At 65.1% G+C, this 16,531-nt stretch carries 14 protein-coding genes; 4 read left to right on the forward strand and 10 right to left on the reverse strand.

Annotated features, from left to right (window positions below; all coding sequences use genetic code 11):
• Window positions 1–52: 52 nt before the first annotated feature.
• The 4 genes from QM615_RS06785 to QM615_RS06800 form a co-directional block, all read right to left on the reverse strand.
• Window positions 53–1,519, reverse strand: a complete 1,467-nt coding sequence (locus QM615_RS06785; protein WP_283347135.1) for a cell division protein PerM — start codon at window positions 1,517–1,519, stop codon at window positions 53–55.
• A 71-nt stretch (window positions 1,520–1,590) separates the two neighbouring features.
• Entirely contained in the window at window positions 1,591–2,805 is a 1,215-nt protein-coding gene (locus tag QM615_RS06790) for a DUF5336 domain-containing protein (RefSeq protein WP_269594616.1), read from the reverse strand.
• A 95-nt stretch (window positions 2,806–2,900) separates the two neighbouring features.
• Window positions 2,901–4,025 (reverse strand): dimethylsulfone monooxygenase SfnG, encoded by a 1,125-nt coding sequence (gene sfnG, locus QM615_RS06795; protein WP_068050155.1) that lies wholly within the window; start codon window positions 4,023–4,025, stop codon window positions 2,901–2,903.
• A 108-nt stretch (window positions 4,026–4,133) separates the two neighbouring features.
• Window positions 4,134–5,357, reverse strand: a complete 1,224-nt coding sequence (locus QM615_RS06800) for an acyl-CoA dehydrogenase family protein (RefSeq protein WP_283347136.1) — start codon at window positions 5,355–5,357, stop codon at window positions 4,134–4,136.
• 209 nt (window positions 5,358–5,566) lie between these two features.
• On the opposite strand from QM615_RS06800, the gene QM615_RS06805 reads away from it, so the two are divergent.
• Together QM615_RS06805 and QM615_RS06810 are read left to right on the forward strand one after the other, a co-directional pair.
• A complete protein-coding gene (locus tag QM615_RS06805) occupies window positions 5,567–6,082 on the forward strand; it encodes a hypothetical protein (RefSeq protein ID WP_149405124.1) in 516 nt (171 codons plus the stop codon).
• 202 nt (window positions 6,083–6,284) lie between these two features.
• Window positions 6,285–7,094, forward strand: coding sequence for a hypothetical protein (locus QM615_RS06810; RefSeq protein WP_283347137.1), 810 nt, complete (start codon window positions 6,285–6,287; stop codon window positions 7,092–7,094).
• A gap of 72 nt (window positions 7,095–7,166) precedes the next feature.
• Here QM615_RS06810 and QM615_RS06815 read toward each other — a convergent pair whose 3' ends face one another.
• Window positions 7,167–7,649, reverse strand: a complete 483-nt coding sequence (locus QM615_RS06815; RefSeq protein ID WP_283347138.1) for a hypothetical protein — start codon at window positions 7,647–7,649, stop codon at window positions 7,167–7,169.
• A 73-nt stretch (window positions 7,650–7,722) separates the two neighbouring features.
• Between QM615_RS06815 and QM615_RS06820 the strand changes: the two genes are divergently transcribed.
• Entirely contained in the window at window positions 7,723–8,037 is a 315-nt protein-coding gene (locus tag QM615_RS06820; protein ID WP_141215354.1) for a hypothetical protein, read from the forward strand.
• Between the two features lie 7 nt (window positions 8,038–8,044).
• Here QM615_RS06820 and QM615_RS06825 read toward each other — a convergent pair whose 3' ends face one another.
• From QM615_RS06825 to QM615_RS06840, 4 genes are all read right to left on the reverse strand, one after another.
• A complete protein-coding gene (locus tag QM615_RS06825) occupies window positions 8,045–8,392 on the reverse strand; it encodes a DUF2200 domain-containing protein (RefSeq protein ID WP_188078540.1) in 348 nt (115 codons plus the stop codon).
• 134 nt (window positions 8,393–8,526) lie between these two features.
• Window positions 8,527–9,438 carry a succinate--CoA ligase subunit alpha gene (gene sucD / locus QM615_RS06830; RefSeq protein WP_068050146.1) on the reverse strand — a complete coding sequence of 304 codons (912 nt, stop codon included), beginning with the start codon at window positions 9,436–9,438 and terminating at the stop codon, window positions 8,527–8,529.
• A gap of 8 nt (window positions 9,439–9,446) precedes the next feature.
• Window positions 9,447–10,610, reverse strand: coding sequence for an ADP-forming succinate--CoA ligase subunit beta (gene sucC / locus QM615_RS06835; RefSeq protein ID WP_032377331.1), 1,164 nt, complete (start codon window positions 10,608–10,610; stop codon window positions 9,447–9,449).
• A gap of 146 nt (window positions 10,611–10,756) precedes the next feature.
• Complete coding sequence (locus QM615_RS06840) at window positions 10,757–12,622, reverse strand: hypothetical protein (RefSeq protein ID WP_149405119.1); 1,866 nt, start codon at window positions 12,620–12,622, stop codon at window positions 10,757–10,759.
• Window positions 12,623–12,862: 240 nt separating this feature from the next.
• On the opposite strand from QM615_RS06840, the gene QM615_RS06845 reads away from it, so the two are divergent.
• Complete coding sequence (locus tag QM615_RS06845; RefSeq protein WP_149405118.1) at window positions 12,863–13,882, forward strand: M23 family metallopeptidase; 1,020 nt, start codon at window positions 12,863–12,865, stop codon at window positions 13,880–13,882.
• A gap of 69 nt (window positions 13,883–13,951) precedes the next feature.
• Here QM615_RS06845 and QM615_RS06850 read toward each other — a convergent pair whose 3' ends face one another.
• The gene (locus QM615_RS06850; protein WP_149405117.1) at window positions 13,952–16,444 is read right to left on the reverse strand and encodes a UvrD-helicase domain-containing protein; all 2,493 of its coding nucleotides are present in this window, start codon (window positions 16,442–16,444) and stop codon (window positions 13,952–13,954) included.
• Between the last annotated feature and the right edge of the window lie 87 nt (window positions 16,445–16,531).

Genomic DNA, 16,531 nt, shown 5'->3' on the forward strand with positions numbered 1-16,531 from the left:
CGAGGCGGATCGTTCGAGCCAGCGGAAAGCCTAGTCGCTGCGCCGTCGAGCCCTACCGGGCAGGTCCGTCCCGGTCTCCTGGAGGTGCAACGACCTCGGCATCCAGCGGTTCAGCGGTAGCAGCCTCGACGATCGCGTCCGGTTCTTCGGCCGCTGGCATCTCGGCCGGGACGTCGTCGACGACCTCCGCCTCGACGACATCCTCGACCACCTCGGTCTGTTCGTCGTCCTCCGATTCCGACGGGGCGGCCTCGGATGGGGCGGTCTCGGACGGGGCGGGCTCGATAGCCAATTCGGCCGCAGGTACCGGCATCGGAACGGGCTCGTCGCGAGTCGGCTCGGGTTCTGCTCGACGCCACACGACGAAAGCTGCGGAGGCGGAACCGACGACGGCCAGCCACGCGAACGTCAACAGCCCGAAGCTCCAGACGGTGACTTCGACTGTTCCGAATGTGCCGAGGTTTCCGCCCGCGGCGTAGCCGAGCAGTGCTGCGAGCGCTCCGGCCGCGGCCGCAACGACCCATACCGAGGACACTGCAACCTGGATGTCGGCGCTGCGGATGGCGCAGTCGCGGCCGAGCATCAGACCGGCACCGATCGGGACGACGAGCATGACGACCCAGATCGTCTGGGCCGATCCTTCGGGGAGGACGGCCAGGATCGGCAGCGGTGGCAGCGGTCCTCCGGTGGTGGAGAACAGGCTGACCGACGCCTCGCCGAACCCGGCTGTGGAACCGGTGGCCACCGCGAGTGCACCGATGACGATGTTGGGGAGATAGAGCACGGACAGCACGGTCAGCCCGAGCATGCCGACCACATCGCCTCCGCTGTCGAGCAGTGCGCCAGCGGTCTCCCAGGAGACGAGCAGGGCGAGCAGTACGACGGCCGCCCCGCCTGCAGTGAGGATCGACAGCACGCGCACGAAGGGCGCAACGAGCGCGCGGACCCAGTCCGGAAGTCCGCGCCGGATCACCACCGAGTCCCAGCACGCGAAGAGCAGACCGGTTCCGGATGCGGCCGCGTGCACGCCTGCGACCCAGGAGAAGGCAACGAGAGCATTGGGACTGGACAGTCCGATGACGGTGGACGCGTCCTTGGCGACGGCCAGAGCGATGGCGGTGACGGCGAGCGGGCCGGCCATCGACGCCGCGAATACCCACCGAAGCACGCGACGGTCGGTGTCGGAGTCCACCGCGTGGTGGACGGTACGAGCGACGGACCAGCCGATGATCAGGGTCGGCAGCAGCGGTGCGACACCCAGGGAGGTGCCGCCGATGCTCAGGGGCACCAGGTGCACGGCGAACCACGAACCGGCGATCGCTCCGAGCGTTCCGGTGAGGTCGCTGTTGGCCGAGACGAGGGTGACCAGAGCAAGGGTCGTCGCGATCACCACGACGAGTCCGGAGGTCTTGAAGGCCAGTGCGGCGAGCATGCGCGACTGATCGGGCGTCGGTCCGGTGCTCGCGCGGGGAGCCCGGGCGGCCGCGCGTCGCGTCTCTCGGTTCAATAGATCGCTCATCGCAACGAGAGTCGCATCATCTTCGCGGCGCGCCGGTCAGGCGCGCCGCGAAGTGGGTTGTGATGCCTGAATCAGTCGTTCTTCTTCTCGTCGTCCACAGCAGGAGTGGCACCGAACGACTGCGTGGGCGCGCCGTACGGCGTCGACTGCTCGCCCGATTCGGGCTCGTCCGACTTCGCCGGAGGCTGGCCGTATCCCGAAGGCTGGCCGTATCCCGAAGGCTGGCCGTACTGGTACTGGTTCGGCGAATAGGCCTGCCCGCTCGGACCGGTGTACGGCGGCGGTGCATAGCCGCCCTGAGGCGACGAGGGGTTGGGGGCGGACTGTCCGTACGGCGGCTGCCCACCCGGGTTGTAGGAATGCTGACCCGACGCCTGTCCGCTCGGTGCTTGACCGCTGAGACCTTGACCGCTGGGACCTTGACCGAAGTTCGACGAGGTTCCCTGAGGCTGACCGTACGACGGCGGGTTGCCGTAGGCCTGCGGTTGCGAGGGTCCACCGAACGACGTCGTCGGCGCGTTGTACGGGTTCTGCTGGCCGTATCCGGGCTGCTGATTCTGGTTGCCGTAGCCCGCAGGCTTGGGAGCCGGAGCCTTGACGATGCCCGCGTCGAGCAGCAGTGCCAGCACCGCGGCGGCTGCTTGGACGAAGCCGAGGACGAGCACCAGGATCGCACCGATACCGAGCGAGCTGGTGGTGCTGGCGAACTCGTTGCCCTCTGCGCTGGGCAGGCTGAACGACTGGAAGACCAGCACCAGCCAGCCGGCGATCGCCAGGGCGGCAACCACGGCCTGATTCCTGGCATCCTTCTGTATCAGCGAGGCACCGGCGATCAAGCCCGCTGCCAGCAGCAGAGCAACCGACACCGCGCTTCCGCCGGAGGCGAAGAAGGTGGTGCTGAACGACGTCTGGATGCTGCTCGGCAGTTCCTGAGACGAGGTGACCTCCGCGGTGACGAGGTCCAGCAGGCCGAGCAGGAAAGTGACGACGCCGAGCCCGAGGATCACGAAGGTAAGAATCCTCGGCAGATTCGCCAGACCTGATCCGGGCGACTTACGTCCGGACGCGGCCGGCCCCGGTCCGGCCGGTGCCGAGGTGCCCGGCACCGGAGGGCCGAAGGGATTGGACACCGACGGCTGGTGAAAGGGCTGGTTCTGTCCCGGATGACCCTGCGGGTTGGACGACGGCTGATTCGGCGAGGACGACGGGCCGTAGGACGGGCCACCTCCGCCGTAGCCACCAGAGTTGGAGCCCCCTGTTTCAGGGCCGCCGGGCGAGTAGGTCATCGCGTCTCCTCATCTGAGATTGTCCGTACCCCAGGTCGGTCGGGTCCGAGAACTCACGCTACTGCACGGACCCGACCGATCACGGAACCGAAAGGTCAGCGGGCTGCCACCAACTCCTGGTCGTTCGCCTCGGCGGCCTCGAGTTCGCGAACCAGCGGCAGGACTTTCGCCCCGAAGTACTCGATCTCCTCCTGGAAGTGCAGGAAGCCGCCGAGAATCAGGTCGACGCCGCGGCGACGGTAGGCCACGATGCGCTCGGCCACCTGCTCCGGGGTGCCGATCAACTGCGTCTTGAACCCGTCGTTGTACTGAACGAGGTCCTCGAACGTCGAGTCGGCCCACATTCCCTTCTTGTCGCCCGTCGAATTGCCGGCCTGTTGCACCGCTCCCTTGAAACCTTCGACGGCAGGCTTGTTGGCCTTCTCGATGATCTCGCGCAATGTGTCTCGCGCTTCCTTCTCGCTGTCTCGCGCGATGATGAAGCCGTTGAGCCCGAACTTGACCTCACGCTGGTGATCACGCGCGACGCGTCGGAGATTGTCGAGTTGCTCGGTGACGCCGTCGAAATCTTTGCCGTTGCTGAAGTACCAGTCCGAGTACCGTCCGGCATTCTCCTGCGCTGCAGACGAATTGCCGCCCTGGAACAGTTCCGGGTTGGGACGACCGGGAGTGTTCAGCGGTTTGGGCTTGAGGGTGAAGTCGTGGATCCGATAGAAGTCGCCGCGGAAGTCGACGTCGTCCTCGGTCCAGATCTTGCGCAACACCTGCAGGAATTCTGCACTGCGACGGTATCTTTCGTCATGTTCGAGCCATGGCTCGCCGAGGTGGGTGAACTCGTCCTTGAACCAGCCACTGACGACGTTGACGGCGAAGCGGCCGTTGGACAAGTGATCCGCGGTTGCGCCGAGCTTGGCCAGTACCGCCGGCTGCCACAGCCCGGGATGCACTGCGGCAATGACTTTGAGCCGTTCGGTGGCCAACAGCAGCGCGAGCGAGAAGCTGGTCGACTCGTGCTGGAACTCGGCCCCGTAGCTGGCTTCGTAGCGAACCTGACTCAGGGCGTACTCGAAACCGTTGTTCTCGGCCGTCTGCGCCAGCTTCTTGTTGTACTCGTAATCCCAGCTGGTGCGCTGTTCGATGGTGCTGGTGACCAGCCCTCCCGAGACATTGGGTACCCAGTATGCGAATTTGATCGCGTCGGTGATCTTTTCGGTGCTCATGTGTGCGTCATCCTTCGGCGGATCAATGTGCCATCCACGCACTCACATGGCGTGAATGGCACATTCATCCGGAAATCGGGGGTCGGATCGGGGCCAGAAAGGTGGGGACTACGAGTACCAGGTGGGCTCGGGCAGTTCGCCCGTGAGAACCCAGCGCCCGACCTCGCGTCGCTTGTATGCGACCGGATCGTGCAGGGTGTGCGTACGTACGTTGCGCCAGAAGCGGTCGAAGCCGTACTTGCTGGCCGTGGCTCGGGCGCCGAGCGCCTCGAACACCGTCGACGTGATCTCGAGCGAGACCTCGGTGGCGCGAGACTTGACGGCGGCGACGCGCACCTCGTGATCACCGCGCTCCTCGGCGGTGACGTTCCAGGCGTTGTCGTGAATCTTCTGTCCTTCCAACGCCACTGCGTCGGCGAGAGCTTCGACGGCCCAGAGCTTGGAGGTCAGATCGCCGTAGATGTCGATGATGTACGGCTCGTCGATGGCCTTGTCCACGGTGCTGTGCAGCCACGCACGGGTCTTGTCCTTGGTGTACGACGCAGCCTCCTCGAGTGCGCCCCTGGCGATACCGAGGTAGAAATTGACGAACACCAGCTGGATGGTCGGCACGTTCAGAGTGTTGTAGACGCGGGGCTGAAAAGCCTTGTCCACGAATCCTGCTGCGCTGGCCCAGTCGACGCGAACCTTGTCGATGGTCACGCTGCCGCTCTCCGTCTGACGCTGGCCGATGTTGTCCCAGTCGTCATGGAAGGACAGACCCTCGATGTTCGACGGCACGATCGCGAACACGTGATCGGTACTGCCTTCGAGAGCACCTTCGAGCACGGTGACGTCGGAGACCCGACTGCCGGTGGAGAAGGTCTTGGAGCCGTCGAACACGATGGTGTCGCCCTCGTCGGTGACGGCGACATCGTTGTCCCGAGGGTTGACGGCACCGCCGAAGAACCACTTGTTCTTCGTCGCGTCCGCTTCGACGGCCTCGATCTGCTCGGGAGTTCCGACGAGCCGCGCAGCCCAGAACCACAGCAGGTGGTATCCGAGCAGCTGACCGATGGAACCGTCGGCCTTCGACACGGTGCGAATCACTTGATACGCCGTGGGCCAATCCTGTCCGCCACCACCGTGTTCGACGGGGCCGAGCAGGGTGACCAGGCCCGCGTCCTTGAGCAACTGCACCTCGGCGGTGGGAATCTCGCGGCCCTTGTCGCGAGCGACGGCATCGACAGCGAGCAGTTGAGCCACCTCACCCGCGCGGGAAATCCACCCGGCAGCAGTGGTGGGGGCGTCGGGCCAGTTCTTGGTGAGCGCACGATTCTCTGTGGTTGTCATGACGATCAGTGAAGTCCGACTCCGAGCCCGGGACCACACTTCGAATCAGCGTGATTTCAAGAACTATCTGCCAGGCCCGTTTCTGCCCCCAAAAAAGACCCCGTGACAGTTATCCGTAATTTGTAATGCGTCATCAACAGCGGAGATTAATGTGTTGTACATCACAAACCGGCGGGACAGCTCTCTCGCCCTCCCCTAGGACGCCCCCTATGCGCAAGTCACTGTTCGCCTCTGTCGCTGCCGCCGGTGCTCTCGCTTCTGCACTCGTCGCACCCGCCGTATCCAACGCCGTCCCCACGACTGTCACCTTCACGATCGGCGGCGGAGATATAAGCATCTCTGCCGAGACCGACAAAGAACTGGATGTCAGTGGATTGACCGCATCGGGTTCGATTGCCGTCGAGGTCTCGGACCAGCGACGAGTCATTGGCGTCTGGGTCGCGACTGCATCTAGCACGTCGTTCGACAAGACCGACCTGCCCGCGGAGTCGATCTCTCCGCTGCTGGCCACGTACACGCCGACTGACACGACCGTCAGCACCGGACCTCTCTCAGCCACTGTCGTCTCTACTCCGTTGTCGTCACTCGCTGTTCCGTTGCCTGTCCAGTCGGCTGTTGTGACGGGAGCCAACGAGGTGAGTTGGGATGGTGGGGTGACGATCACGCTGCCGCCGCAGGTACAGGCCGGTGACTACATCGGAACCGTCACGCATTCTCTGGTGTGACCTGTCGATGACATCAAGTCGGGGCTCGACCGCTGCTTTCCTGGCACTATCGGTGATCGCTTGCGCGCTTACCGGCCACAGTTCGGTCGCCGCACAAGAACTGAGCGAACCCAGTCGGAACGGCAGTGTCGGCATTCGTTTGCTGGAGGCACCGGTAAGCCTGCAAGGCGACCCGCGTGCTCTGACGTACATCGTCGACAACTTGCCACCTGGTACGACGATCACTCGAAAGGTCGAGGTACGCAACGGCGCAGACGAAGAACGAACGATCAGCATGTACGCGGCCGCTGCTTCGGTGGGCCAAAGTGGATTCACAGTGGCCGACGACCGTGCCGTGAACGAGCTGAGCACCTGGATGTCGGTGTCCCCCAGCGAAGCGACGGTACCGCCGAACTCCACAGCTCAGGCAGTGGTGACAATAGATGTCCCTTCCGACGCTCCCGAGGGTGAACAATATGCCGTCATCTGGGCGCAGGTAACGGACAACGAGTCCGGCTCGGGCATTCAGAACGTCAGCCGCGTCGGTATTCGCACGTACCTCTCGGTAGGTCCCGGGAATGGCCCCCCAGCAGATCTCGAGGTCGACGCCGTCACCGCGACCCGAAATGCGAACGGGGCACCGGAGTTGGTTGCAACCGTCGCCAACATCGGCGGCAGAGCGCTCGATCCCCAAGGAACCGTCACTCTTTCCGGCGGCCCGGGAGGAATTTCGACTAGCCCTGTGGAAGCTGCGGGGAGTTCGATCGCACCAGGTCAGTCAGGGACTGTGGCATTCGCCTTCGACCCCGCCCTTCCCTCAGGGCCGTGGCAGGCCGAAGTCACCGTCACGAGCGGATTGGTGAACAAGACGTCGAACGTCGAACTCACCTTCCCCGACCAGGGCTCGGTCGCCGCCCAAGACTCGTCGTCCGAGTCCGGTGTTCCAGTATGGATCTGGGCAGTCGTTGCGTTGGGAATCATCGCCGTCGCGGCGGCGGTACTCATTGTGATTCGGCGACGAAAGACCAGCTGACATGCGACGTCTGGCATTGGCAGTCGGATTGGCGGTGGTCCTCGCGGCCACCGCCCATCCGGTGGTGTCGGCTCAACCAACCCCCGAAATACCCACCGTCGCAGAGGCATGCGCGTCGGACTCGACGCCGATTACTACCCCCGTTCCAGTCGACACGATCGCGCCGACCACCACGCCGACGCCGACGGTCGGGTGCACACCCCCCGCGCCGATCGTCACAACCACACCCTCCCCGACGGAAGCCACCGAAGTGCCGACTGTGCCGACCATTCCGACGACGATCTCCCCCACCGAGACGGCAGCGGCCCTGCCGACGATGGAACCGACCCCCACCACCACGGCAGCCCCTACGACCACGGCAAACCCGACGACCTCAGCAATCCCCACGACCACGGCAGTGCCGACGACCACAGTGACTGCTGAGCCGACAGTCGTGTCATCGACAACCGCGACGCCGACGTCGGTTCCGACCGCCACCACCTCGATCAGCGCCGTTCCATCTCCTGAGACTGCCGCTCGCGCAGCTGCAGCACCCGCCGCGAGCCTGCTGAACATTCAGGCGAACAGCGGACTGATCGCACAAGCCGGACAGGGTGCGTTGACTCCTGGGGTGCCGTGGACCGGGAACATGAGTCTGAGCGTGGTCAACGTACTCGGTAACTGGACTTCTACGGTGAGCCTCTCGCCGTTCCAAGGCCAAAACACTGGTAGGACCGTCACGCCGGTCGCGTCCTACTCCGCTCCCGAGACCAATTGCCTGCTTCTGTTGGCGAAATCCCCTGGCGTCACCAACGTGCCGCTCTCGGCTACCGCCGTCAACGCGAAAACCGGTGGGGGCGTGGCGTGCCTGACGAGTTGGACGGCCACGGTGAACATCTTGGTGCCCAACAGCGATCTTCTTGCCGACACCTACACCGCAACTCTCACTCACTCGATTTACTGAGAAAGGGTCATCCGCGCAGTATTTTCTCCATTTTCTTACCCTTGGCGAGTTCGTCGATCAGCTTGTCCAGGTAGCGGATTTTCTGCATCAGAGGGTCCTCGACATTCTCGACGCGAATGCCGCAGACGACTCCGGTGATCAGGGTCGCGTTCGAGTTGAGGTCCGCTGCCGCGAAGAACTCGTCGAACGTCGTTTCGGCCTGGAGATGGCGGTCGAGGGCCGACTGGTCGAAACCGGTGAGCCAGCGGATGATCTCGTCGACCTCCGCTTTCGTCCGGCCTTTTCGCTCGGCTTTGTTCACGTAGTGCGGATAGACCGAGCTGAAGGCGGTGGTGAAGATCCTGTGCACGCGCATCAATCTAGACCCCGCCGCGTGAATGTGACTTTGCCGCGCCCAGACGTGTGCAGTGGTCCATTGACGCGAACAGGGGCGCGCGCACGAAAAAGCCCGCCACCGGATTCGGTGGCGGGCTCCTTACGATGTGAAACTTACTTCACAGAAAGCGATTCCAGGATTTCGCGCGCGAGGGCAGCGGTCTCGGACGGCGTCTTGCCGACCTTGACGCCTGCGGCCTCGAGTGCGTCCTTCTTCGCCTGCGCCGTTCCCAGCGAGCCGGAGACGATGGCGCCTGCGTGGCCCATGGTCTTGCCCTCGGGCGCGGTGAAGCCTGCGACGTAGCCGACGACCGGCTTGGTCACGTTGGCCTTGATGTAATCGGCTGCGCGCTCTTCGGCGTCGCCGCCGATCTCACCGATCATGACGATGATCTTGGTGTCGGGATCCGCTTCGAACGCCTCGATGGCGTCGATGTGGGTGGTTCCGATGACCGGGTCGCCGCCGATGCCGATGGCGGTCGAGAAGCCGAAGTCACGCAGCTCGAACATCATCTGGTAGGTCAGCGTGCCGCTCTTGGAGACCAGGCCGATGGGGCCGGTTCCCGAGATGTTGGCGGGTGTGATGCCGACGAGAGCCTCACCGGGGGTGATGATTCCGGGGCAGTTGGGCCCGATGATGCGGGTCTTCTTGCCCTTCTCCACGTTGTAGGCCCACGCGTACGCGGAGTCCTGCACGGGGATGCCCTCGGTGATGACGACGAGCAGCGGGATCTCGGCGTCGATGGCCTCGACGATGGCGTCCTTGGAGAATGCCGGCGGGACGAACGCGATGGAGACGTCCGCTCCGGTCTTCTCCATGGCCTCGGCGACGGAGCCGAAGACCGGGAGTTCGATGTCGTTGCCGTCGGCGTCGACGTGCTTGACCGTGGTGCCGGCCTTACGTGCGTTGACGCCACCGACGACCTGGGTTCCGGCCTTGAGCATCAGGGCGGTGTGCTTGGTGCCTTCGCCGCCGGTGATGCCCTGGACGATGACCTTGTTGTCCTTGTTCAGAAAGATAGACATTGTTTCCTCTACTTCGCTGCCAGCTCGGCGGCCTTGTCGGCGCCCTCGTCCATGGTTCCGGCGAGCGTCACCAGCGGGTGCGCGGCGTCGGCGAGAATCTTGCGGCCCTCTTCGACCTTGTTGCCGTCGAGACGGACGACCAGCGGCTTGTTGGCGTCGTCGCCCAGCTTCTTCAGTGCGCCGACGATGCCGTTGGCTACTGCGTCGCACGCGGTGATTCCGCCGAAGACGTTGACGAACACGCTCTTGACCTGCTCGTCACCGAGGATGACGTCGAGGCCTGCGGCCATGACCTCGGCCGAGGCACCGCCGCCGATGTCGAGGAAGTTGGCGGGCTTGACGCCGCCGTGTGCCTCGCCCGCGTATGCGACGACGTCGAGGGTCGACATGACCAGTCCGGCACCGTTTCCGATGATGCCGACCTGTCCGTCGAGCTTGACGTAGTTGAGGTCGTTCTCCTTGGCCTTGGCCTCGAGGGGATCGGCTGCGTCCTTGTCCTCGAACTCGGCGTGGCCGGCCTGACGGAAGTCTGCGTTGGCGTCGAGCGTCACCTTGCCGTCGAGGGCCAGGATCTGATCGTCCGGGGTGCGAACCAGCGGGTTGACCTCGACCAGGAGAGCATCTTCGTTGATGAAGACCTCCCACAGCTTCTGGATGGTCACCGCAGCGGCGTCGAGCACCTCGGCGGGAAGCTTGCCCTTTTCAGCGATTTCACGAGCAAAAGCAAGGTCGACACCCTTGACGGCGTCGACCGGGATACGTGCGAGTGCGTCGGGGTTCTCCTCCGCCGTCACCTCGATTTCGACGCCACCCTCGACCGAACACATTGCGAGGTAGGTGCGGTTGGTGCGATCGAGCAGGAAGGAGATGTAGTACTCCTCGGCGATGTCGGAGGCTTCTGCAACGAGAAGCTTCTTGACGACATGGCCCTTGATGTCGAGTCCGAGAATCGCTTCTGCGTTCTCGGTGGCTGCTGCGACGTCCTTGGAGTACTTGACGCCACCGGCCTTGCCGCGGCCGCCGACCTTGACCTGTGCCTTGACCATTACTGGCTTGCCGATTTCTTCGGCAATCTGTGTTGCTCCGGCGACCGTGTCGGTGACACGACCGGCGGAGGTGGGTACGCCATGCTTGGCGAACAATTCCTTCGCCTGGTATTCGAAGAGATCCATCAGCTCACCGTCTCGTCTACGTTGACGCCCGCTCCAGGGGTGTGAGCGGGTCTGAGCATGGACTTTATCCAGGTGTCCCGACAGCGCATCGGGCGCATGCATGCTATGTGGCCTATCTCACCGCCACCGGCTCGATGAAGCGGCCGTCACCGATCGTCGCGGCGGGCCGAAAGTGCCGCGGCGACACCGAGAACGACGATTCCCGCCACCAACGGGAGCACCGCAGGCCCCATTTCCGGATCGGTGGCGCGTGCAGATGTCAGCGGCCACGACGCCAGATGGACGATCCCGGCGACGGCTGCTCCGCCGAGCAGGACGCTGCCGCGTGCGGCCCGAGCTTGCGCCGCGACGATTGCGGCCACGAAAACTCCGACGGCGAGCAGCATCTGCCCCCAGGTGTCCCAGCCCCACGGAAATTCGGTGACGGTGGCGGCAGTGAAATCGCTGCCCCGATACAGCGGCAGAGCCAGGCCCACAGCGAGAAGTACTGCACCGAACAAGCCGGTGCCGAGCACCACGCCGTCGGTTGATGCGTCCGCGGACGTGTCGACGTCGTCGCGTTCGGCCGAGCCGGCGAACAGGGCCAGTAGTCCGGTGGCTGCCGCTGCGACGACGCCCGCGATGATCGCCAGAGCGCCGATGCCGGCACCGACGCCGTCCACGTCCTCGGCGAGCACCACCGACTGCAGCACCCCAGCCGCAGCGGCCACCGCGCCGAGCCAGAACATCGACACGAACGGCCGCGCAGCCGAGGCGAATTCGGAGAACAGCAGCGGCACCGAACCCAGAATCATCACGAACCCCGCGACCATCACCACGCGGGTGGCCAAAATCTGCGGCACGGCGATCCCCGAGTCGGTCTCCAGAATCGGCAACAACGATCCGACGACGAACAGCACGCCTGCAAGAACGCCGATGCTGCCGGCCGCGGCATGCCACCTCGTCGCCCCGAGGCCGGCGACACCGCGGACACCCCGCGCACCCGACTCGCGCTGCTGCGCTCTCTCCAGCGCCCGACGGTCGCGCGCTACCGCGACGGGTGCAAGCACTGCGCCGCAGATCAGCAGTCCGAGCCCCGCAAGCGTTCCCAGATAGGCACCGAGCCCGGCGTCCACCCGGTCACCGGTACCGAGTCCCGCGAGCAGACCGACCCCGGCGAAACCGAGTACCCCGAGCCCGGCACCGACGGACGCACCCGACGCCACCTGCGGCGACAGAGAGGCCAGGGCCGACGCAGCCACCACGAGCGCCGCGATACCGACGACCCCGGAGCCCACCGCGACGAACACCGGCGACTCCACCACCGCCGTCACGATCACCACCGGATCGGACGAGCGGTACAGCGAGGCAAAAGCCGCAACGGCCGCCAGCACACCGAACGCGCCGAGCAGCGCCGCGAGCAACGGCCCGACACGCCCCGCCGCCGCGCGCCCCACGTGTTCCGAATACACCGAGTGGCCGTACCCGTCACCGAGCCCGGCGCGGTGCACCGCAGACCACCCCGCAATACCCGCCAGCACCGACACAGCGTGACCGACGAGCAGAACATAGGCACCGGCGGTCGCGTCGAGCATCGCGGCGCTCAGCGGGCGGAAGAGCTCTAGCCGATTCGCGTCGATGGGATCGGACAGCAAGGCAACGTCGAGCAACGTGAGGCCGAGTGCCACTGCGCCGTATCCGGCCAGCAGGGCTGCGGCGAACTCTACGCGTTTGCCGACCACACCCGCCGCGGCTCCGAGGACAACGACGACGGGGACGGCACCGGCCAGGATCGCAGCCACCATTGCCCCGGTACCCACCGGCGAACCGTCGGCGCTGCGGACGACGCCGATCAGCTGGGCCACGACCGCAGCAACCGCAGCGATCAGACCGAGTGCGACGGCAAGCGCGATGCGCGGAGTGGGCGACGGATCGTCGGCTCGGCCGAACTCTCCGTCCTGGGGTCGGATCCGCTGCGGTTCCGCTCGCTCGGAGCCGGGGGCGGACGAGTCGTCGAAGGAGGGAGTCGGCACTCGGATCACGGTATCGGCTCGATCGGTGCGAGAACCGTTACTGTCACCGTGTGCCGTCCACGTGTTCTCGTGTCCGATTACGAATGTGGCCCGTCACGACATAACCGCTGGTCGACTTGTGAGCCATCTCACATATGCCGCCGGTTTGGGCTGTTAACTTGCGCGCCCCGCAATCATTTCGTTACCGTCTGCCGAGTCTTTCAGTAACGGCCAGGTCACGGATAACGGAGGTTGTAGGTCTTGCAGCAACACCGTGCGTCCTTCACATCGAGCAGATTCTCTCGACCCTCGGCCGAAGACGCGACCACGGTCTACAGCTACGAGCCCGCCGCCGCGCCTGCCGACAACGGTGCATACGACGCGTATGCCTACCCCGCGTACCAGTACGCCGAGGCCGAGTACGTCGATACCGCCTACGTCGCAGCCGACGAGTCGCCGACCGTCGTCACCACATTCGTCACTACCGCAGACGCCACCCCCGTGGCCCGTCGCGGCGGCGCACACCGCATCCCCCTTCCCCCCACCGCACTCAAGGGCCGAGCTGCAGTTCTCGCAGTGGCCGCAGGTGCGGTAGTCGCGGCCGGCCAGGCCGTCGTCAACGACGACGCACCCACCGCGGTCGCCACCTCCGAGTACGCACTCGCCGCAGGTGAAGCACCCGCTGCGGCAGCAGTCGCGGCCACCACCGCTCCGCAGACCACCGAGGTCGAAGCCGACTCGACCAGCGCGACGCCGTCGGAGGCTCCGCAGATCCTCAGCATCGCTGCGCCGGTGGATCTGAGCCAGTTCAACGACCTGCTCGCCAAGGGCCAGCGCTTCAGCGAAGAGCGTGCCGCCCGCGAAGCTGCTGCGCGCAGGCCGCTGTTCGCACTGCCCGCGCAGGGCACCTACACCTCCAACTTCGGCACCCGCTGGGGCGTTCTCCACGCCGGCGTCGATGTCGCCAACGCCATCGGAACCCCGATCTACGCCGTCGCCGACGGCAAGGTGATCGACTCAGGTCCGGCCGCAGGCTTCGGCATGTGGGTTCGCGTCCAGCACGCCGACGGCACGATCACCGTCTACGGCCACATCGACACCTCGACCGTCACGGTCGGTCAGGACGTCATGGCAGGCGATCAGATCGCGACGATGGGCAACCGCGGCTTCTCCACCGGCCCGCACCTGCACTTCGAGGTCCACCTTCCGGGCGAGGTCAAGATCGATCCGCTTCCGTGGCTCGCTTCCCGAGGAATCTCCCTCGGCCCAGAGATGGACTGAGTACACCAGCTTTCGACTCGAAGCCGGACCCCGCTTTCGCAGGGTCCGGCTTTCGCGTTCTCGGCTCTGTTACAGCTTGGTCATCGGGACGCCGCCGATGAGCATCATCTTCACGCGACCAGCCGAACCGAAGTCGACCAATACCATCGCCTTGACTCCGGCACCGGTCGATTCCAGCACCGTACCCAGGCCGTACTTGTCGTGGCTGACTCGATCGCCCACGGCGAGAACGAGATTGGAGTTGCGCCCCTTGGCGGCACCGAAACTCGGCGTCGAACTCTGACCGCGATTCGAGGATCCGCCGTAGCTGCCGGAGCCGTAATTGCTCGAACCGTAATTGTTCGAGCCGTATCCGCCACCCGATCCGTAGCTGCCCGATCTGCCCCCGCCGATGGCTCGGCCTCCCCCGGTGCCCGGATCCTCGCGTCGCCAGTCGATCAGGTGCTGCGGAACTTCCTGCAGGAAGCGTGATTCCGGGTTAGCGATGGGCTGCCCCCATGCCGAGCGCATGATCGCGCGCGTGAGGTAGAGCCGCTGCCGCGCACGGGTGATCCCCACGTACGCCAGGCGTCGCTCCTCGGACAGTTCATTGGGGTCGCCGAGCGCCCGCATGTGCGGGAATTGGCCGTCCTCCCAACCCGTCACGAAGACGACCGGGAATTCCAGACCCTTGGCGGTGTGCAGCGTCATCAAGGTGACGACGCCGGTACCCGAATCGGGGATCTGATCGGTGTCGGCCACCAGGGAGACCCGTTCGAGGAACGCCGCGAGCGACCCCGGCTCGGCCAACCCGTCGACGCCACCGTCCGCGTCGCCGTTCTCGTCGTCCCCGGTTTCGAGAGCCTCTGCCGCCACCGCGGCCTGATTACGCGCCTCCGAGGTGAATTCCCTTGCGACGCTGACGAGTTCGTTGAGGTTGTCGAGGCGCGCGCCGTCCTGCGGATCACTGCTGGCTTCGAGCTCGGCGCGGTAGCCGGTGCGATCGAGAACGGCTTCGACGACATCACCGATGTCTGCGATGTCGTTGCCGTCCCCGTCGGTCGCGGTGAGCACTGCACGTAGTTCGTCGAGCAACTCCATGAACTGCGCGATCAACTTCTGCTGCCGCGAGTTGAGCAACGCCACCTTTCCCGCGGCCGCGTCGTGCAATGCGCGCGAGAAGCTGATGTCTCGTTGCTCGGCGTGCACGGCGACACAGGCCTCGGCACGATCGCCGATCCCCCGGCGCGGAGTGTTGAGGATGCGTCGCATGCTGACGGTGTCGTCCTCGTTGGACAGCACCCGCAGGTACGCGACGAGGTCTCGTACCTCCTTGCGCTCGTAGAAGCGGACGCCGCCGACGACCTTGTACGGCAGTCCGAGTCGGATGAAGATCTCTTCGAGTGCACGCGAGGAGTTGTTGGTTCGATAGAAGACGGCCACCTCGTCGAAGCGCACATCTCCGCCGTCGACGAGTCGATCGATCTCGGAGGCCACGAACGACGCCTCGTCGTGCTCGTTGTCGGCGACGTAACCGACGATCAACTCGCCCTCGCCGGTGTCGGTCCACAGTTTCTTCTCACGCCGGCCGATGTTGCGCGAGATCACCGCGTTGGCGGCCGAGAGGATGTTCTGCGTCGATCGGTAGTTCTGCTCGAGCAGGATGGTGCGAGCGTCGGGATAGTCGCGCTCGAATTCCTCGATGTTGCGAATCGTGGCACCACGGAATGCGTAGATGGACTGATCCGCGTCGCCCACCACACACAGCTCGCCCGGAGCGACAGTGCCCTCGAGTGCGCCGTCGGCGTCGGGGGTGCCGACCAATTCACGGACCAACATGTACTGGGCGTGGTTGGTGTCCTGGTACTCGTCGACCAGAACGTGCCGAAACCGGCGTCGGTAGTACTGAGCCACCTGGGGGAACGCCTGCAGAATGCCCACCGTTTCGCCGATGAGGTCGTCGAAATCCATCGCGTTGGCGGCGCGCAGCCGCTGCTGATAGATGCCGTAGACCTTGGCCACCAGCCGCGGGAGCTCGGCGGGATCGCCGTCGGCGTCCTCCGCTGCCTTGTCGGGGCCGATCAGCTCGTTCTTCAGGTTCGAGATGGCCGTCGAGAGCAGCCGCGCCGAGAACTTCTTGGTGTCGATCTGCATATCCTTGGAGATCATCGTCAGCAGTCGCCGCGAGTCGTCCGCGTCGTAGATGGAGAAGTTCGAGTTCAGACCGGGCAGCAGCGCAGCCTGCGCGCGCAGGATCCGCACGCAACTCGAGTGGAACGTCGACACCCACATGGCGTTCGCCCGCGGTCCCACGAGTCCGGCGACTCGCTCGCGCATCTCGGCAGCGGCCTTGTTGGTGAACGTGATCGCCAGAACCTGGCCGGGTGACACTCCTCGCTCGGCCAGCAGATACGCGATACGACGCGTCAGCACCGCGGTCTTGCCCGACCCGGCTCCGGCCACGATGAGCAGCGGAGATCCGGTGTGCACGACGGCCTCACGCTGCTGAGGATTGAGACCTTCCAGCAGTGTGTCGGACGAGGTGTTCTGTCGGGATTGGAGGCCCTGGAGGAATGTGTTCATCGTGTGGTCAGGTTACCGGCGCGTACCGACAAACCCACATCGCGTGGTCGTCGGCCGAACCGACGACTTTTCAGGAGGGTTGACCCG

It is taken from the genome of Rhodococcus sp. IEGM 1341, assembly GCF_030056895.1.
Taxonomy (GTDB): Bacteria; Actinomycetota; Actinomycetes; order Mycobacteriales; family Mycobacteriaceae; genus Rhodococcoides.